Here is a 17129-nt window from a genome sequence, read left to right as displayed (position 1 = left end):
AACGCGCCGGCCTACCTTATGTGCACTCTTGTGAAAAGTCCGTATTCTGGACGCCTTTCTACAGACTTTTCAGCGAGTAACTGCAATGCGGCTGGCTTTATTCGACTTGGACAACACGCTTCTGGGCGGCGACAGCGACCACGCCTGGGGCGATTACCTTTGTGAGCGCGGCTTCCTCGATGCCGTCGCCTATAAGACACGCAACGACGAGTTCTACCAGGACTACCTGGCCGGCAAGCTGGATAACGCCGCCTACCTGAACTTCTGCCTGGAAGTCCTCGGCCGCACCGAAATGGCCACGCTGGACCAGTGGCACAGCGACTACATGCGCGACTGCATCGAGCCGATCATGTTGCCGAAAGCGATTGAACTGCTGGCCAAGCATCGCGACGCCGGCGACAAACTGGTGATTATCACCGCCACCAACCGCTTCGTGACCGGGCCGATTGCCGTGCGCCTGGGCGTCGAAACGCTGATTGCCACCGAATGCGAAATGCAGGACGGCCGCTATACCGGGCGCAGCACGGATGTGCCGTGCTTCCGCGAAGGCAAGGTCACAAGGTTGAATCGTTGGCTGGAAGAAACCGGGTTTTCGCTGGAAGACAGTTACTTCTATAGCGACTCGATGAATGATCTGCCGCTGCTGGAGCAGGTGGCGAATCCGGTGGCCGTCGATCCGGATCCGAATTTGCGGGCCGAAGCAGATAAGCGTGGATGGCCGGTGATCAGTCTGCGCGACTGATTACGCCATCGCCAGCAAGCCGGCTCCTACAGGTTTTCGAGCGTCCACAAATTATGTATTCACTGAAGATCCTGTAGGAGCTGGCTTGCCAGCGATTGAAGCACTGCGGTCTAAACAGGCTTGGCCCCCATCAACCCCGCAATCGCCACAAAACACACAAAACTGAACACCGCCAAGGCCAAGCTGAATTTCCCCACCCCACCCGGCACCTTGCGCAATTTGTTCAGCCGCACCAATAACCAGAACCACGCCAACGCCGCCACGGCGTACAGCACGCTCGACGCCAGCAACCAGGTCTGCCCCAGCGGCCAGCCCACCAGATGCACCATCGCCCAGCCCGTAAACGGCATGCTCAACAGCGCCAGCCCCATCAATAGCCAGACGAATACACGCGGCCGTTGCAGGGTGCGGCTTCCCGCCGTCGCATCACCGTTACGCCGCGTCCGCCAAACCCAGATCCCCAGACCCAGCGCACTCACCAGCAGCACCACCGTGGCCACCATATGCGCCGCTTTCAGGGCCGTTAACGTTTCCATGGTTCGATTTCCTTATGCCTTGCTCACCAGCGTAGCCGTTCAGCCAAGAAACAGCTGATACGCCGGGTTGTCGCTTTCGTCCCAGTACGGGTAACCGATTTCTTCCAGCGCGGCGGGCACCAGATGACGTTCATCGCGGGGCACTTGCAGGCCCGCAACCACTCGACCATCCGCCGCGCCATGGTTGCGGTAGTGGAACATCGAGATGTTCCAGCGGCCGCCGAGCTTATTGAGGAAGTTGAACAATGCGCCCGGACGTTCCGGGAATTCGAAGCGCAGGATCACTTCATCGACCACATGCGCCGCGCGGCCACCGACCATGTGGCGAATGTGCAACTTGGCCAGTTCGTTGTCGGTCAGGTCGACGACCGGGAAACCTTGCTCGCCGAGGCTGGCAATCAATGCACTGCGTGGGTCGGTTTCCGGGTGCGTCTGCACGCCAACGAAGATGTGCGCTTCGCTGCCGGTGTTGTAGCGGTAGTTGAATTCGGTGATCTGGCGCTTGCCGATGGCTTCGCAGAACGCCTTGAAGCTGCCCGGTTTTTCGGGGATGGTCACGGCGATGATGGCTTCACGGCCCTCGCCCAGCTCAGCGCGCTCGGCTACGTGGCGCAGGCGGTCGAAATTGACGTTGGCGCCGGAGTCGATGGCTACGAAGGTGTGGCCAGTGACGCCGCGCTGCTCGACGTACTTCTTGATCCCGGCCACACCCAGGGCGCCGGCCGGCTCAGTGATCGAACGGGTATCGTCGTAGATGTCCTTGATCGCCGCGCAGATCTCATCGGTGCTGACCGTGATCACTTCGTCGACATAATCCTTGCAGATGTCGAAGGTGTGCTGACCGATCTGCGCCACGGCGACGCCGTCGGCGAAAATGCCCACGGTCGGCAGCACCACGCGCTCACCCGCGGCCATGGCGACTTGCAGGCAGTTGGAGTCGTCTGGCTCGACGCCGATGATCTTGATGTCCGGGCGCAGGTATTTGACGTACGCCGCGATGCCGGCGATCAGCCCGCCGCCGCCGACCGGGACGAAAATCGCGTCCAGACGCCCCGGGTGCTGACGCAGAATCTCCATGGCCACCGTGCCCTGCCCGGCAATGGTGTGGGGATCGTCATAGGGGTGAATGTAAACGTAGCCTTTTTCGTCGACCAGTTTCAGCGAGTAGGCCAGGGCTTCCGGGAACGAATCGCCGTGCAGCACCACTTTGCCACCGCGCGAACGCACGCCTTCGACTTTGATTTCCGGCGTGGTCTTGGGCATGACGATGGTCGCTTTCACGCCCAACACCTTGGCCGCCAGGGCCAGGCCTTGCGCATGGTTGCCCGCCGACGCGGTGACCACGCCGCGAGCGCGCTCTTCATCGCTCAGCTGCGTGAGCTTGTTATAAGCGCCGCGAATCTTGAACGAGAACACCGGCTGCAAGTCTTCGCGCTTGAGCCAGATCTCGTTGCCCAGCCGCTCGGAGAGCTGGCGGGCGGTCTGCAATGGGGTTTCTACGGCAACGTCATAAACGCGCGAGGTGAGGATCTTTTTGACGTACTGTTCAAGCATCGGAAAACATCACTGAGCGAGTTGGGCAGGACCACGGAGTCTAACCCGGCTTTTGTCCGGACGACCACACGATTACAGAGGTTTTAGCCCGACATGGGGCTATAATGCCGGCCTTTCGTTCCCTCTTCGGCACCTCGGAGCCCGCATGACCCAGGATCAACTCAAACAGGCAGTGGCTCAGGCCGCCGTCGACTTCATCCTCCCGAAACTCGACGACAAGAGCATCGTCGGTGTCGGCACCGGCTCCACCGCCAACTGCTTCATCGACGCCCTGGCGCAGCACAAGGGTGCGTTCGATGGCGCGGTCGCCAGCTCCGAAGCCACCGCCGCGCGTCTCAAGGGCCACGGCATTCCGGTGTACGAACTGAATACCGTCAGCGACCTGGAGTTCTACGTCGATGGCGCCGATGAAAGTGACGAGCACCTGAACCTGATCAAGGGCGGCGGCGCAGCCTTGACCCGCGAGAAGATTGTTGCGGCCGTAGCCAAGACCTTCATCTGCATCGCCGACGCCAGCAAACTGGTGCCGGTCCTCGGTGCATTCCCGCTGCCGGTGGAAGTGATCCCGATGGCCCGCAGCCACGTGGCTCGCCAACTGGTGAAGCTCGGCGGCGACCCGGTCTACCGCGAAGGTGTACTGACCGACAACGGCAACATCATCCTCGACGTGTTCAACCTGCAGATCACCAACCCGGTGGAGCTGGAGACGCAGATCAATGCGATCGTCGGCGTGGTCACCAATGGTTTGTTCGCGGCACGTCCGGCGGATTTGTTGTTGCTGGGGACCAGTGAAGGCGTGAAGACCCTGCGCGCCGAGTAAGAAACACGCGTAACCCTTGTAGGAGCTGGCTTGCCAGCGATAGCGGCGTTCCATCCATCGAAGATGTTGAATGTGATGGCCTCATCGCTGGCAAGCCAGCGCCTACAGGTCATGTTTCTGACTTAGGGTTGTGATGGTTTTTTGAAGACGTAAAACAGATTCGGCTCGCTCACCAGGTACATCGTTCCATCGTCATCCATGGCGATGCCTTCCGCTTGCGGCACGGTCTTTTGCAATCCTTGCCGCCCCTTGTTCAGCGACATGGTACTCAACGGTCGCCCGTCTACATCCAGCTCCAGGATCAACCGCGATTCGTCGGACAGCGCCATCAAATGGCCGCTACGTTCGTCGTATTGCAGGCTCGACAGATCACGGACGAACATCCCGGCATCACGCTTGGGGTTGTTGATCACGTGGACCGCGTAGGATTTTTCCGGATTGAAATGCGGAAAACCGTGCACTTCGTAGATCAACATCGGGTCGCGCTCCTTGGCGACGAACAGGCGCTTGCCCACCGAGTCGTAAGCCAATCCCTCAAAACCCTTATTGCCACTCATGTGCACACCGAGCGTCATCTGTTCAGCATCCGCCGCATCGAGGAACGTGGTGTCATGCTCAAGATGAATCTTGATCAGGCGCTGCTGGCGTTCATCCGTGATGACGTAGGTGTCGGCACTGATGAATTCAACAGCTTCAGGATCGCCGAAACCGACCAGGGCGATTCGGCGCAAGATCTTGCCGTCGAGGGACAGTTCGATCAGCTCGGAATTTTGATTGGTGACGGTGAACAGGCTTTTGCGGACCGGGTCGTAGGTCAGCGCTGAAACATCGTCATCCAGACCTTCGATAACTTGAGCCTCCACGGTGACCTGATACTGGTCCAGGCCAATGGACTGAGTGCTCATCGGCTGCCAAAGTGTATGCAGGTTGAACCAGGCTCGCTCGAACAGACGCAAGTATTGGCCGATCGCGATCAACACGATCAAGGCAATCACCGCAAAGATGAGCATCAGGGGTTTGGGACGGGCAAGTCGACGCATTCGGGCAGGCTCGGAATCAAAACAGGCGGATGAAATATCACGCCTGTCTGAATTGAAGCTTAATGGCCATTCGCCTGTCCCTACAACCAATGGCCAAATCACCTACAACTGACGACGATTATTTCTGTTTTTCGAAACGGTAAAACAGGTTCGGCTCACTCACGAAGAACAACGTACCGTTTTCATCCATGGTCACGCCTTCGGCGCGGGGGATGGTCTTTTTCAGGCCATTCAAGCCACCGAGCAGGGCCATGAAACTGACCTGCTCGCCATTTTCGTCCAGCTCCAGCAACAGGTGCGAGTCGGCGGACAACACCAGGGTGTGCCCGGTCCGGGGATCGATGGCCAAGGCTGAGAGGTTGCGGATATCCAGCTCGTCGCTGGCAAGTTTTTGCTTGTCGCCGGTTAGCGTTTGGCTGCCGTCACTTTTCCAGGTGAACAGCGCAGGTGGACGCTCTTCACCCAGCAGCAGGCGCTGGTTGCGTGGATCGTAGGTGATCGCTTCGAAAGCTTTGTTCTGGTCTTTCGACGGGCCGAGATCGTATTTAGGGAAGTTGGCGATATTCAGCTCACGGGTATCGGCATCGACTTTGACGATCGAGAGAAAGTGCTCGCGCTCATCGACAATCGCCAGCAAACCGTTACCCAGCACGGTCACCCCTTCCGGATTGCTCCAGCCCACCAGCGGCATTTTGCGCAACACATCGCCTTGCAAAGACAACTCCGCCAGGAACGGATTTTTGCCCATGACCGAAAACAGGGTCTTGGTCTGAGGGTCGTAGGCAATGTCCGACGCTTCGTCTTTTTCCATTCCTGTTAACGGCTTGGCGTCGATCACCACTTGGTAATCCGGCAACCAGACACTCTCCTGACGCTCGGCAGGGCTTTCGAAACGCTCCTTGACCCAGAGCACGCCACGGTCATCCCAATGCATGGCAAACGCGAGACCGTACGCAGCGGCGACCGCCAGAAATAGCCAGGTGTACCAACGCAAGGCGAAACGCGAGCGACGGCCAGGTTTAAGCGTGGAGAGCGGTGGAGTGACCATCAGGGAATGCGTTCCAGAAATTCAGGCTAGGGGTAATAGCACAAATGGGACCGGCTCAGACGCCGAAAGCCCAGGAATTATCCAGACACGATGTGAAAAAAACGGGAAATGGCGGGATTGCCCTGCACGGGCGAAAAAACAACCCTGTAGGAGCTGGCTTGCCAGCGATAGCGTGCATCAGCCAACAGAAGTGTTGAATGTGATGGCATCATCGCTGGCAAGCCAGCTCCTACAGGTCTTGCGGGAAATCAGCGGACGCTGCTGGTGAAGCTGCTGGCGCCAGGCAGTTCCAGGACGATCTCATCACCAACGTTCAGCGGGCCAACGCCGACTGGCGTACCGGTGAGAATCACGTCACCGGCCTGCAACGAGAAGCAGCCAGCCATGTGCTGGATCATCGGCACGATCGGGTTGAGCATGACGCTGCTGTTACCATCCTGGCGCACTTCGCCGTTGATGGTCAGGCGAATGCCGATGTCGGTCAGGTCAGCAAAAGTGCTGCCGGACACGAACGGAGCAATCACCGCCGCACCGTCGAAGGACTTGGCGATTTCCCAGGGCAGTCCTTTGGATTTCAGCTCGGCCTGCTTGTCGCGCAGGGTCAGGTCCAGGGCCGGGGCGAAACCGGAGATGGCGTCCAGCACTTCTTCACGGCTCGGCTTGGTCGACAAAGGTTTGCCGATCAGTACCGCGATTTCCGCTTCGTAATGCACCGAGCCGCGCTCGGTTGGAATGCTGAAACCACCTTCCAGCGGCACCACACAACTGCCCGGCTTGATGAACAGCAGCGGCTCGGTAGGCACCGGATTGTCCAGTTCCTTGGCGTGTTCGGCGTAGTTACGGCCGATGCACACGACTTTCCCCAGCGGGAAGTGAATGCGCGTACCGTCGACATACTGGTGCTGATAGCTCATTACCGACTCCTGCTTCGTTGGCTCTTAAAGTTCGAAATCAAACAGCGAAAATCTTGCCCGGGTTCATGATGCCGTTCGGGTCGAAGACCGCTTTGACGGCTTTCATGTACTCGATCTCAACCGGCGAGCGGCTGTAGGTCAAGTAATCACGCTTGGTCATGCCCACGCCGTGTTCAGCGGAAATCGAACCGTTGTACTTCTCGACGGTTTCGAACACCCACTTGTTGACGGTGGCGCACTTGGCGAAGAACTCGTCCTTGCTCAGGTTATCCGGCTTGAGGATGTTCAAGTGCAGGTTGCCGTCGCCGATGTGGCCGAACCAGACGATTTCGAAATCCGGATAGTGTTCGCCGACGATCGCATCGATTTCCTTCAGGAATGCCGGCACTTTCGACACGGTGACCGAAATGTCGTTTTTGTACGGCGTCCAGTGGGAAATGGTCTCGGAGATGTACTCGCGCAGCTTCCACAGGTTCTGCAACTGGGTTTCGCTCTGGCTCATCACGCCGTCCAAGACCCAACCCTGCTCGACGCAGTGCTCGAAGGTTTCCAGGGCGTGGTTGGCCACTTCTTCGGTGGTCGCTTCGAATTCCAGCAGCGCGTAGAACGGGCAGTCGGATTCGAACGGCGCCGGCACGTCGCCGCGCCCCATGACCTTGGCCAGGGCTTTGTCGGAGAAAAATTCGAAGGCAGTCAGGTCGAGCTTGCTCTGGAAAGCGTGCAGTACCGGCATGATCGAGTCGAAATCGGCCGTACCGAGCACCATGGCAGTGAGGTTTTTCGGTGCGCGGTCGAGGCGCATGGTTGCTTCAACGACAAAACCGAGGGTGCCTTCGGCGCCGATGAACAACTGACGCATGTCGTAGCCGGTGGCGTTCTTGATCAGGTCGCGGTTCAGTTCCAGTACGTCGCCCTTGCCGGTGACGACTTTCATGCCGGCAACCCAGTTACGGGTCATGCCGTAGCGAATGACCTTGATCCCGCCGGCATTGGTGCCGATATTGCCGCCAATCTGGCTCGAACCGGACGAAGCGAAGTCCACCGGGTAGTACAGGCCTTTTTCTTCGGCGACGTTCTGCAATTGCTTGGTGACCACCCCCGGCTGACAAACGGCGGTGCGGTCGGTGAGGTTCACGTCGAGGATCTGGTTCATGTAGTCGAAGGACACGACCACTTCGCCATTGGCGGCCACGGCCGCGGCGGAAAGACCGGTGCGACCGCCGGATGGCACCAGCGCCACCTTGTGTTTATTGGCCCACACGACAATGGCCTGGACCTGCTCGGTAGTCTTGGGGAACACGATGGCGGTCGGGGCCGGGGCGAAATGCTTGGTCCAATCCTTACCGTAAGCATTCAGGGAGTCGGCATCGGTCAGCACCTTGCCAGGCTCAACCAGGGTCTTCAGCTCTTCAATCAGGGCAGGATTGGTCATCGACAGAACTCTCGAACAATTCATGGTCATCCTGAGAACGCTTCACGTCGCAGGAATGAGTGTTTAGCGGGGTGCATATGCTAGCATAACGACCCCGCAGCATAGTGCCCAACGGCTGTTCTGCGGCGACGGCTTTCTTGCCGTCGGGGTCAGCGTCTGTTGACCACTTCCTGCCATTTTTCTCCGGGATACAGGTTTACGCAGATGAGCAAGACTTCTCTCGATAAGAGCAAGATCAAGTTCCTTCTTCTCGAAGGCGTCCACCAATCGGCTGTCGACGTCCTCAAGGCGGCGGGCTACACCAGCATCGAGTACCTCACTGGTTCTCTGCCGGAAGCCCAGCTCAAGGAAAAGATCGCTGATGCTCACTTCATCGGCATTCGCTCGCGCACTCAACTGACCGAAGAGATCTTCGATCACGCGAAGAAACTGGTCGCTGTCGGGTGTTTCTGCATCGGCACCAACCAGGTCGACCTGGGTGCGGCCCGCGAGCGCGGTATCGCCGTGTTCAACGCCCCGTACTCCAACACTCGCTCCGTTGCCGAGCTGGTACTGGCCGAAGCGATCCTGCTGCTGCGCGGTATCCCTGAGAAGAACGCTTCCTGCCACCGTGGCGGCTGGATCAAGAGCGCGGCCAACTCCTTCGAAATCCGCGGCAAGAAGCTGGGCATCGTCGGCTACGGTTCGATCGGTACTCAACTGTCGGTCCTGGCTGAAGGCCTGGGCATGCAGGTGTACTTCTACGACACCGTGACCAAGCTGCCACTGGGTAACGCCACCCAGGTCGGCAACCTGCACGAGCTGTTGGGTATGTCCGACATCGTGACCCTGCACGTTCCGGAAACCGCTGCGACCCAGTGGATGATCGGCGAGAAGGAAATCCGCGCCATCAAGAAGGGCGGCATCCTGATCAACGCCGCACGCGGCACCGTGGTCGAGCTGGACCACCTGGCCGCCGCGATCAAGGACAAGCACCTGATCGGCGCAGCCATCGACGTATTCCCGGTGGAGCCGCGCTCCAACGACGAAGAGTTCGAGAGCCCGCTGCGTGGCCTGGACAACGTGATCCTGACCCCGCACATCGGTGGTTCCACGGCCGAGGCGCAAGCCAACATCGGTCTGGAAGTGGCCGAGAAACTAGTCAAGTACAGCGACAACGGTACCTCGGTATCGTCCGTGAACTTCCCGGAAGTGGCCCTGCCGGCTCACCCTGGCAAGCACCGCCTGTTGCACATCCACGAAAACATTCCGGGTGTGATGAGCGAGATCAACAAGGTCTTCGCCGAAAACGGCATCAACATTTCCGGTCAGTTCCTGCAGACCAACGAGAAAGTCGGCTACGTGGTTATTGACGTAGACGCCGAATACTCGGAACTGGCGCAAGAGAAGCTGCAACACGTAAACGGTACTATCCGTAGCCGCGTGTTGTTCTAAGAGCAGCTTGCAGCAGTAAAAAAGGGAGCCCCTCGGGGCTCCCTTTTTTTATTTCACATTGACGGTGATTTTCTCGGAGACGATCGGCGGATCGAACGGCATGTGGCCGCTATCGCCCAGTTCGAGCTGAAGGGTGTGCTTGCCCGGGGTGAGCTTTACTTCAGCCTGGGTCTGCGCCTTGCCGAAGTGCAAATGGTTGGCATCGTTCGGAATCGGCTGGCCGGCCGCCGGCAGTTCGTCGACGTCGATCAGCAAGTGATGGTGGCCGGTGTTCTTGGTGACATCACCCGCTGGCGCCAGCGCAATGTCCTTGACAGCGAACTTGACCACGACTGTTTGTGGGACCGTCGCACCGTCCGCGGGAGAAACGATGTGCACTTCTGCACCTTTCGGGGCCGGTGTAGCCGCACTGGCCAGTACCGAAACGCCCATCAGCAGGCCAGCAAAAGCAGCACGTGACATAAAGGTTTTCATTCTCTTCTCCAGTTTTTCCGTAAAATCCGCGTGACCATGACAACTTCATGGTCAATCGTTGTCGAAGGCACTCGACAACCATAGCAAAGCGAGCCTGATCCAGAGCGTCGCGATAATGAATTCAAGGAGTGACCATGCGTTTTCTGCCTGGCCTGATCTGTTTGCTACCCCTTCTGAGCCCGTTGGCTCATGCCGAACTGATTGACGACGTGAACGACCGCGGCGAATTGCGCATTGCCATTGAGGCTAATACACCGCCCTTCAACTTCAAGAAAGACGACAAACTTGAAGGCTTCGAAGTTGAATTGGGTCAAATGCTCGCCCAGGAACTGGATGTGCGGGCCGACTTTGTCGTCACTGACGGCAGCGATCTGTTGACCGGCGTCGAAAGCGGCAAGTACGACATCGCCATCAATCACATAGCAGAGACCGCGGCGCTCAAGGAACGTTTCGACTTCAGCGAGCCGTATATTCAAACCAATTCGCACTTGATCGCACAAAAAGAAGAAGAGCCACGCTCAATGCTGTTGGTGCAGTCTTTGTCAGAGGAGAAGCCGAAAGCCATCGCGCCCGAGAACCTGGCGATCCCGTTTCAGAAAGGCAACCCGGCGTTTCATGCCAGCCTGGAAAACGCGCTGCAGAGGATCAAGGCGGATGGTCGGTTGGGGGCGTTGGCGCAGAAGTGGTTTGGCGCGGACTCGGGCTCTCAACCGAAACCTTGAAATCACCGCGTCAATTGTAGGAGCTGGCTTGCCAGCGATGAGGCCGTCACATTCAACATCTGCGTTGACTGTCAGACCGCTATCGCTGGCAAGCCAGCTCCTACAGGGGGTCAGATCTGTAGGGCGGCGGCGGCTTCAGTCAACTCCAGCTCACTGAACACCAACACGCCATGGCGCTTGAGCAACGCCGCTGTCACCCCTTCGCCGCTGACTTTCACACCACTGAAGGTGCCGTCATAGGTCTGCAAATTACCGCATGACGGGCTGTTGGCCTTGAGGATGGCGATGCGGATGCCATGCTGTCGCACCAGTTCCAGCGCCTGGTAAGCCCCTGAAAGAAACTGCGCACTGACGTCTTCGCCGTCGGTCGTAATCACCGAAGCCTGACCATCGAGCACTTCACCGCCCTGCCCGCCGGGAATCTCCGCAGCCGCCCTTGGTGTCGGCAAGCCACCGGCAACTTCCGGGCACAACGGCACCACCCGGCCTTCATCAATCCAGACCTGAAGCTGATCGAACGGCCCGCTGGCCCCGCCGTCGTAACGCACGCGGTGGCCGAGCAGGCAGCGGCTAACCAGAATTTTCTGCATGATCAGAACGGCTCGTTGCCCCGGCGCCGGAACCAGCCGGTCAACGACAGGCGTTCGCGGGTCGCGGGTAAAACTTCATGAGGGACTTCACCCGAGAGAAACACCACCAGGCATCCGCCGGTGGGTACCACATCGTATTCCGCGCCCTCATTCAGGTACATGCGCAACTGACCACCGTGTTCGGGCAGCCAGGCATCATTGAGGTAAACCACCGCGGACACCATGCGCCGATCATCATCGCGAAACCGGTCGACGTGTTTGAGGTAGAACGCACCGGGCGGATACATCGCGAAATGGCTTTCGAAATCTTCCAGCCCCAGGAACAGACCACGGTTCATCGCCTCGCGCAGGCTGTCCATCAACCCCAGATAGCTGTCGCAAGCCTCGACCTGGCCAGGTTCGATCCACTGGATATGATCGCCGCGAATCCCCTCGCGAATCTCCGAAGACGGCCCGCGCCCGACGGCGGCCGGGGCCAGTTCACCTTCGGCAGCACGTTTACGGCACTCGGCCGCCAGCGCTCGGGTCAGATCCAGAGGAAGGAAAATATTCTGCTGTGACCAGCCGTTGGCAGCCAGGTCGTCGACGATTCGTAACAGCAGCGGGTGATCAGAAGGTATTTGCATGGCGCGCATAGTATTCCTGCGCCTGCAAATCCGACAGAGCCACGCAGCGGGTTGATACGAATTCTCGACAAGTCCCTATGCCACACGGAGAATAGTCGCCTGCTGACAGGAGTCCTTATGCGCCGTTTGCTTTTCTCTCTGCTGATGTTCTGCGTTTTGCCCGCCTGGGCAGACGGCCACGACCAGTTGTACAAGGTCGCCGGCTGGCCGGAACAACGCGCGCATTTCAACGACGCCCTCGCCGCCGCCCAGCAACGCTACCAGGGCAGCCTGCCACCGGCGGTGTTCCAGGCGCTGGTCGACAACAGCAATCAGCGCTTCGACCCCAAGGCTGTGGACCAGCGCGCCGAAGCACAACTGCGCAAGAACCTCGCCGATCCGAAACCGGCACTGGCGTTCTTCCAATCCCCGCTCGGCAAGAAAATCGTCGCCGCCGAATTGCTTGCGACCCGTCGTGATCAATTGTCGAAAAATGCCAAGGGCTTGCCGAAAATGGCGTCCAGTGACAGTCGACTGCTGATCATCGGCCATTTGGCCCAAGCCCTGCCCGCGCGGGAGGCCGGTGCTGAAGTCAGCCTGGCGATTGCCGGTGTCGCCGCTGACAGCCTGAGTTCGATGATCCCCGGCCTGCTCGGCGCAGGTCAGGCGCAAGGCATGTTGAACGGGCAGCGCCAGCGCTTGATGGAGCAGATCGGCAGCGACCTCAACAACACGCTGCTGTATGTCTATCGCGACCTGTCGGACGATGAGCTGGAAGAATTCGCCACGTTTGCCGAGTCGGCGGAGGGCAAGGCTTATTACCAGGCGGCGCTGGCGGCGATTCGGGCGGGGTTGGCGGTGGGGCAGAGTACTTCGAATCTCAGCCAGTGAACTCAGGCGCTTTGTAGATCGCCATCGGTAGCAGCTAGCTCCCACAGGGGAGCCGGTGTACGCGGATTCATTGTGGGAGCCAGCCTGCTGGCGATGAAGCCCTGATAATCGCTAAAGATTCCTACCCTTGATCCGCTTGGTCAAAAACCCGAAATACTCACCCCGCAGCACCAGCGCTTCATTCGCCAGATGATGACGCGCCTCAGGCAGCATCAACACCTGCGGCCGATCAAACTTGCCGCGTAACACCTCAAGGTTATGTTCCCAATCCACCGTCATGTCGGCCTGCCCCTGAACAATCAGCGGTCGGCGGGTGCTGACCGGCGCGGCTTCGACTCGTTTGATCCAACGCGCCAACGCCCCTACCCAAGCCGTCGGCAAACGCAGCGGCTGCAACGGATCGGCCTGCAGGAACGGTAGAAAATCCGGGTCATTGGAGTTTTCGCTGAAGCGCCGGGCTATCGCTTTGACGAAAGGCCGGAGCAGGTAGTAGCTCAATTGCGACCAGCCCCACGCCCGCGGTCGCACCAGCGGCGCCAACAGAATCACCTGGCCCTGGGCCGGACTGTTCGCCCCGGCATTGAGCACATGATCGATCACGATCGCCCCGCCCGTGCTTTGCCCACACAAGTGCCACGGTTGCGGCAGATCAAGAGACAAGGCTTCCGTGAACAAGCCTTGCAGCGTGTCCTGATACTCGGCGAAATCCTTGATGCTCGCCCGCTCGCCACTGGACAGACCATGCCCCGGCAAGTCGCAGGCAATAACCGCAAAACCCTGGTCAAGCGCCCACTCGATGACATGCCGGTAGAGCCCGGTGTGATCGTAGAAACCGTGGAACACAAACAGCGTCGCTTTCACCCGCTCTGGCCACCAGACCTGGCTGACCACCTCATAGCCGTCGACCTGAAAACGTCCCAGGCCACTGCGCACGTTGCGTGACGAAAAATCCAACCCATAAAAACGCTGATACGCCTGAGCCTCCGCTGACAACGGTTGCCCCTGCGCCAATGGCCGCAGGCTGGCGCGCAGATGATCAGGGTCGAAGGTGGCAGACATGGACTATTCCAGAGCGCGAAACGGACTTAATGGATCTGCGATATTCATCTGTCGCGGCAAGCATGGCAAGCTAGCCGACTTTCAAGGAAAGAACTCATGCGCTCGCCCGTCCGATCCACCCTGTTTGTCAGCCTGCTCGCCTTGATATGCGTCGCGGTGCTGTGGGCGGCTTACGACTGGTTTCAAGGGCGCTATCTGCGGGCATTCAGTTCACATACCGCCGTGTTCTCCGGCGACCCGCTGCGCCTGCCCGACAACCTCGCCGGCCCCGGCGCCATCCGCCTGGTGCATTTCTGGGACCCGGCCTGCCCGTGCAACGTCGGCAATCAACAACACCTCAGCGAACTGGTCGAGGAGTATGGGCCGCAGGGCGTCGAGTTCTACTCGGTGCAAAAAACTGGCAGCCACGGCCAGTTGCCAAGCACGTTAAGCAACCTGAAAACCATCACTGTCCTGCCCGGCTCCGAACAAATCCCCGCCAGCCCGGCCGTGGCGATCTGGGATCGCAGCGGCAAACTGGCCTACTTCGGACCGTACAGCGAAGGCCTCACCTGCAACTCGAGTAACAGTTTTATCGAACCGATACTGCAAGCGTTGAACGAAGGCCGTGAAGTGAGTGCCACGCACACACTGGCGGTGGGTTGTTACTGTGCCTGGCCGGTCGATACGCTGAACTGAGGAAAAACCTCGCAATACGAATCCCTCCTATGGGCGATGGGCCAAATCGACCCGCCGTGTTAAACAGTGGCACCAGGGAACAGCTGCCACTAATAACAAGGAGTCACCATGAAACGTAGCCTGACCGCTCTCGGTTTGCTGGTCGTCGCGCTCGCCGCAGGAGGCGGCTGGTACGTCTACAGCAAGCAACCGACACGCCAGGGCATGGTGGAACTGCAACACCTGCAAGGATCGGTCACCGTACGCTACGACGAACGTGGCATCCCGCACATCCGCGCTGAAAACGAAACCGACCTGTACCGCACCCTCGGCTATGTCCACGCCCAGGATCGCTTGTTCCAGATGGAAGTCCTGCGCCGCCTCGCCCGGGGCGAATTGGCCGAGGTGCTCGGCCCGAAACTGCTCGACACCGACAAGCTGATGCGCAGCCTGCGGATTCGCGAACGCGCCGAAACCTACCTGGCGAATCTGGATAAACAATCGCCAGCCTTCATCGCCTTACAGGCCTATCTGGATGGCATCAACCAGTATCAGGACACCCACGCCAAACCCGTGGAGTTCGACGTGCTGGGCATACCCAAACGCCCGTTCACGGCCCAGGACACCATCAGCATCGCCGGTTACATGGCCTACAGTTTTGCCGCGGCATTCCGCACCGAACCGCTGCTGACGTTCGTGCGCGATCAGCTGGGCGCGGAGTACCTGAACGTCTTCGATCTCGAATGGCAACCCAAAGGCGTACTGGCCAAGCATCAAAGCGGCGCCGCGTTGTCGCTGGCCAGCAACGACTGGAAGGATCTCAACGCTCTCGCCCGTCTCAGCGAACAGGCCCTGGCCGACAACGGCCTGCCACAGTTCGAAGGCAGTAACGCCTGGGTCGTCGCCGGCAGCCGCACAAAAAGCGGCAAACCATTGTTGGCCGGTGACCCGCACATCCGCTTTTCCGCGCCGTCGGTGTGGTACGAAGCGCAACTCTCGGCGCCCGGTTTCGAACTTTACGGCCACTATCAGGCCTTGATGCCGTTCGCCTCGTTGGGCATGAACCGCGACTTCGGCTGGAGCATCACCATGTTCCAGAACGACGACCTCGACCTGATTGCCGAGAAGGTCAATCCGGACAATCCAAATCAGGTCTGGTATCGCGGCAAGTGGGTGGACATGGTGACCAGCGAACAACAGATCGCGGTCAAAGGCCAGGCGCCAGTGACGCTGGTGTTGCGCCAGTCGCCCCACGGTCCGATCGTCAACGATGCGCTGGGCAACGCCGTTGGCAAAACCCCCATCGCCATGTGGTGGGCCTTTCTCGAAAGCCAGAATCCGATCATCGAAGGCTTCTACCAGCTCAACCGCGCCGACACCCTGGCCAAGGCTCGCACGGCGGCGGCGAAAGTTCAGGCACCCGGCCTGAACATCGTCTGGGCCAACGCCAAGGGCGACATCGGCTGGTGGGCGGCAGCGCAATTGCCCAAGCGACCTGCGGGCGTGCGTCCATGGTTCATCCTCGACGGCAGCAGCGCCGAGGCGGACAAGGACGGGTTCTATCCTTTCAGCGCCAATCCGCAGGAAGAAAATCCGGCGCGGGGTTATATCGTCTCGGCCAACTTTCAGCCGCTATCACCGACCGGGATGGAAATCCCCGGTTATTACAACCTTGCCGATCGTGGCCAGCAGCTCAATCGCCAACTCAGCGACAAAGCCGTCAAATGGAACCTGGAAAACAGCCAGCAGCTGCAACTGGGCACCACCACCGCCTATGGCCCGCGTCTGTTGGCACCGCTGTTGCCGGAGTTGCGCGAAGTGGTGAGCGATCCCGCCGAACTCAAACTGGTGGAGCAACTGGCCCAGTGGAAAGGTGACTACCCGCTGGAATCCACTAGCGCCACGCTGTTCAACCAGTTCCTGTTCAACCTCGCTGATGCGAGCATGCACGATGAGTTGGGCAATGACTTTTTCGAGACACTGCTTTCGACCCGGGTGATCGACGCCGCGTTGCCGCGCCTGGCGGCGAATGCTGATTCACCGTGGTGGGACAACCGCAACACACTCGGCAAGGAAACCCGTGCCGATACGGTGAAAGCGGCATGGCAGGCAAGTATCGCCCATCTCAAGACCACCCTCGGCACAGACGTCGCGCAATGGCAGTGGGGCAAGGCGCACACGCTGACCCATGGCCATCCGCTGGGGCAGCAAAAACCGCTGGACCGGATTTTCAACGTCGGCCCGTTCGCCGCGCCCGGCACTCACGAAGTACCGAACAACCTCTCGGCCAAGATCGGCCCGGCACCGTGGCCGGTGACCTACGGCCCATCGACCCGTCGCCTGATCGACTTCGCCGACCCGGCCCACAGCCTGACCGTCAACCCGGTCGGCCAGAGTGGCGTGCCGTTCGACACTCACTATGACGATCAGTCCGAGGCGTACATCGAAGGGGTTTACTACCAGGCGCATCTCAATGATGAAGAGGTGACGGCCAATACGCGCAGTACGTTGAAGCTGCTGCCGGCGCGAGGTGCCCAGTAAATTAAAATTGGCTGGACTGGCTTCTTCGCTAGCAGGCCAGCTCCGACAATGGATCTGCATGCACCGGACC

The 17129-nt window shown here is 59.4% G+C and carries 17 protein-coding genes; 7 read left to right on the top strand and 10 right to left on the bottom strand.

Features of this window, described 5'->3' with window-relative positions:
- Positions 1–85: 85 nt before the first annotated feature.
- Entirely contained in the window at positions 86–742 is a 657-nt protein-coding gene (locus ABVN21_RS24690; RefSeq protein WP_339552667.1) for an HAD family hydrolase, read from the top strand.
- 110 nt (positions 743–852) lie between these two features.
- Here ABVN21_RS24690 and ABVN21_RS24685 read toward each other — a convergent pair whose 3' ends face one another.
- Both ABVN21_RS24685 and ilvA read right to left on the bottom strand, forming a co-directional pair.
- Positions 853–1278, bottom strand: coding sequence for a DUF2269 domain-containing protein (locus tag ABVN21_RS24685; protein ID WP_339552666.1), 426 nt, complete (start codon positions 1276–1278; stop codon positions 853–855).
- Positions 1279–1317: 39 nt separating this feature from the next.
- Positions 1318–2832, bottom strand: coding sequence for a threonine ammonia-lyase, biosynthetic (gene ilvA / locus ABVN21_RS24680; protein WP_339552665.1), 1515 nt, complete (start codon positions 2830–2832; stop codon positions 1318–1320).
- 145 nt (positions 2833–2977) lie between these two features.
- Between ilvA and rpiA the strand changes: the two genes are divergently transcribed.
- Entirely contained in the window at positions 2978–3652 is a 675-nt protein-coding gene (gene rpiA, locus ABVN21_RS24675; protein WP_095196321.1) for a ribose-5-phosphate isomerase RpiA, read from the top strand.
- 122 nt (positions 3653–3774) lie between these two features.
- Here the strand turns inward: rpiA and ABVN21_RS24670 are convergent, their stop codons facing one another.
- The 4 genes from ABVN21_RS24670 to ABVN21_RS24655 all read right to left on the bottom strand — a co-directional run bounded on the left by ABVN21_RS24670 (position 3775) and on the right by ABVN21_RS24655 (position 8086).
- Positions 3775–4692, bottom strand: a complete 918-nt coding sequence (locus tag ABVN21_RS24670) for an SdiA-regulated domain-containing protein (RefSeq protein ID WP_339552664.1) — start codon at positions 4690–4692, stop codon at positions 3775–3777.
- 118 nt (positions 4693–4810) lie between these two features.
- Positions 4811–5740 carry an SdiA-regulated domain-containing protein gene (locus tag ABVN21_RS24665; RefSeq protein WP_339552663.1) on the bottom strand — a complete coding sequence of 310 codons (930 nt, stop codon included), beginning with the start codon at positions 5738–5740 and terminating at the stop codon, positions 4811–4813.
- Between the two features lie 248 nt (positions 5741–5988).
- Positions 5989–6654, bottom strand: a complete 666-nt coding sequence (locus ABVN21_RS24660; RefSeq protein ID WP_339552662.1) for a fumarylacetoacetate hydrolase family protein — start codon at positions 6652–6654, stop codon at positions 5989–5991.
- Between the two features lie 37 nt (positions 6655–6691).
- A complete protein-coding gene (locus ABVN21_RS24655; protein WP_339552661.1) occupies positions 6692–8086 on the bottom strand; it encodes an FAD-binding oxidoreductase in 1395 nt (464 codons plus the stop codon).
- Between the two features lie 204 nt (positions 8087–8290).
- Here ABVN21_RS24655 and serA point away from each other — a divergent pair, with 204 nt between their 5' ends.
- Positions 8291–9520 (top strand): phosphoglycerate dehydrogenase, encoded by a 1230-nt coding sequence (gene serA / locus ABVN21_RS24650; protein ID WP_060543974.1) that lies wholly within the window; start codon positions 8291–8293, stop codon positions 9518–9520.
- A 48-nt stretch (positions 9521–9568) separates the two neighbouring features.
- On the opposite strand, the gene ABVN21_RS24645 is transcribed toward serA, so the two are convergent.
- Positions 9569–9994: a DUF4399 domain-containing protein gene (locus ABVN21_RS24645; RefSeq protein ID WP_034147605.1), complete on the bottom strand. Its 426-nt coding sequence runs from the start codon at positions 9992–9994 to the stop codon at positions 9569–9571.
- A gap of 134 nt (positions 9995–10128) precedes the next feature.
- Here ABVN21_RS24645 and ABVN21_RS24640 point away from each other — a divergent pair, with 134 nt between their 5' ends.
- A complete protein-coding gene (locus ABVN21_RS24640; RefSeq protein ID WP_339552660.1) occupies positions 10129–10716 on the top strand; it encodes a transporter substrate-binding domain-containing protein in 588 nt (195 codons plus the stop codon).
- Positions 10717–10826: 110 nt separating this feature from the next.
- Here the strand turns inward: ABVN21_RS24640 and ABVN21_RS24635 are convergent, their stop codons facing one another.
- Together ABVN21_RS24635 and ABVN21_RS24630 are read right to left on the bottom strand one after the other, a co-directional pair.
- Positions 10827–11306, bottom strand: coding sequence for a DUF523 domain-containing protein (locus ABVN21_RS24635; protein WP_339552659.1), 480 nt, complete (start codon positions 11304–11306; stop codon positions 10827–10829).
- Between the two features lie 2 nt (positions 11307–11308).
- Positions 11309–11941 carry a 2OG-Fe(II) oxygenase gene (locus tag ABVN21_RS24630; RefSeq protein WP_339552658.1) on the bottom strand — a complete coding sequence of 211 codons (633 nt, stop codon included), beginning with the start codon at positions 11939–11941 and terminating at the stop codon, positions 11309–11311.
- Between the two features lie 108 nt (positions 11942–12049).
- On the opposite strand from ABVN21_RS24630, the gene ABVN21_RS24625 reads away from it, so the two are divergent.
- Positions 12050–12802, top strand: a complete 753-nt coding sequence (locus tag ABVN21_RS24625) for a DUF2059 domain-containing protein (RefSeq protein ID WP_339552657.1) — start codon at positions 12050–12052, stop codon at positions 12800–12802.
- Between the two features lie 111 nt (positions 12803–12913).
- On the opposite strand, the gene ABVN21_RS24620 is transcribed toward ABVN21_RS24625, so the two are convergent.
- The gene (locus ABVN21_RS24620) at positions 12914–13861 is read right to left on the bottom strand and encodes an alpha/beta hydrolase (RefSeq protein ID WP_339552656.1); all 948 of its coding nucleotides are present in this window, start codon (positions 13859–13861) and stop codon (positions 12914–12916) included.
- 96 nt (positions 13862–13957) lie between these two features.
- Between ABVN21_RS24620 and ABVN21_RS24615 the strand changes: the two genes are divergently transcribed.
- The gene (locus ABVN21_RS24615) at positions 13958–14539 is read left to right on the top strand and encodes a DUF6436 domain-containing protein (RefSeq protein WP_339552655.1); all 582 of its coding nucleotides are present in this window, start codon (positions 13958–13960) and stop codon (positions 14537–14539) included.
- 108 nt (positions 14540–14647) lie between these two features.
- The gene (locus ABVN21_RS24610; protein WP_339552654.1) at positions 14648–17059 is read left to right on the top strand and encodes a penicillin acylase family protein; all 2412 of its coding nucleotides are present in this window, start codon (positions 14648–14650) and stop codon (positions 17057–17059) included.
- Positions 17060–17129 lie beyond the last annotated feature (70 nt).

Origin of the sequence: Pseudomonas sp. MYb327 (genome assembly GCF_040438925.1) — a bacterium.
In the GTDB taxonomy this organism is placed as follows: Bacteria; Pseudomonadota; Gammaproteobacteria; order Pseudomonadales; family Pseudomonadaceae; genus Aquipseudomonas.
The sequence above is the reverse complement of the archived record's forward strand: the minus strand, read 5'-3'. Positions and strand labels throughout refer to the sequence as shown.

Coding starts and splice junctions, on each gene's coding strand:
- ABVN21_RS24690 (WP_339552667.1), top strand. CDS start 86: ATGCGGCTGGCTTTATTCGACTTGGACAACACGCTTCTGGGCGGCGAC.
- ABVN21_RS24685 (WP_339552666.1), bottom strand. CDS start 1,278: ATGGAAACGTTAACGGCCCTGAAAGCGGCGCATATGGTGGCCACGGTG.
- ilvA (WP_339552665.1), bottom strand. CDS start 2,832: ATGCTTGAACAGTACGTCAAAAAGATCCTCACCTCGCGCGTTTATGAC.
- rpiA (WP_095196321.1), top strand. CDS start 2,978: ATGACCCAGGATCAACTCAAACAGGCAGTGGCTCAGGCCGCCGTCGAC.
- ABVN21_RS24670 (WP_339552664.1), bottom strand. CDS start 4,692: ATGCGTCGACTTGCCCGTCCCAAACCCCTGATGCTCATCTTTGCGGTG.
- ABVN21_RS24665 (WP_339552663.1), bottom strand. CDS start 5,740: ATGGTCACTCCACCGCTCTCCACGCTTAAACCTGGCCGTCGCTCGCGT.
- ABVN21_RS24660 (WP_339552662.1), bottom strand. CDS start 6,654: ATGAGCTATCAGCACCAGTATGTCGACGGTACGCGCATTCACTTCCCG.
- ABVN21_RS24655 (WP_339552661.1), bottom strand. CDS start 8,086: ATGACCAATCCTGCCCTGATTGAAGAGCTGAAGACCCTGGTTGAGCCT.
- serA (WP_060543974.1), top strand. CDS start 8,291: ATGAGCAAGACTTCTCTCGATAAGAGCAAGATCAAGTTCCTTCTTCTC.
- ABVN21_RS24645 (WP_034147605.1), bottom strand. CDS start 9,994: ATGAAAACCTTTATGTCACGTGCTGCTTTTGCTGGCCTGCTGATGGGC.
- ABVN21_RS24640 (WP_339552660.1), top strand. CDS start 10,129: ATGCGTTTTCTGCCTGGCCTGATCTGTTTGCTACCCCTTCTGAGCCCG.
- ABVN21_RS24635 (WP_339552659.1), bottom strand. CDS start 11,306: ATGCAGAAAATTCTGGTTAGCCGCTGCCTGCTCGGCCACCGCGTGCGT.
- ABVN21_RS24630 (WP_339552658.1), bottom strand. CDS start 11,941: ATGCGCGCCATGCAAATACCTTCTGATCACCCGCTGCTGTTACGAATC.
- ABVN21_RS24625 (WP_339552657.1), top strand. CDS start 12,050: ATGCGCCGTTTGCTTTTCTCTCTGCTGATGTTCTGCGTTTTGCCCGCC.
- ABVN21_RS24620 (WP_339552656.1), bottom strand. CDS start 13,861: ATGTCTGCCACCTTCGACCCTGATCATCTGCGCGCCAGCCTGCGGCCA.
- ABVN21_RS24615 (WP_339552655.1), top strand. CDS start 13,958: ATGCGCTCGCCCGTCCGATCCACCCTGTTTGTCAGCCTGCTCGCCTTG.
- ABVN21_RS24610 (WP_339552654.1), top strand. CDS start 14,648: ATGAAACGTAGCCTGACCGCTCTCGGTTTGCTGGTCGTCGCGCTCGCC.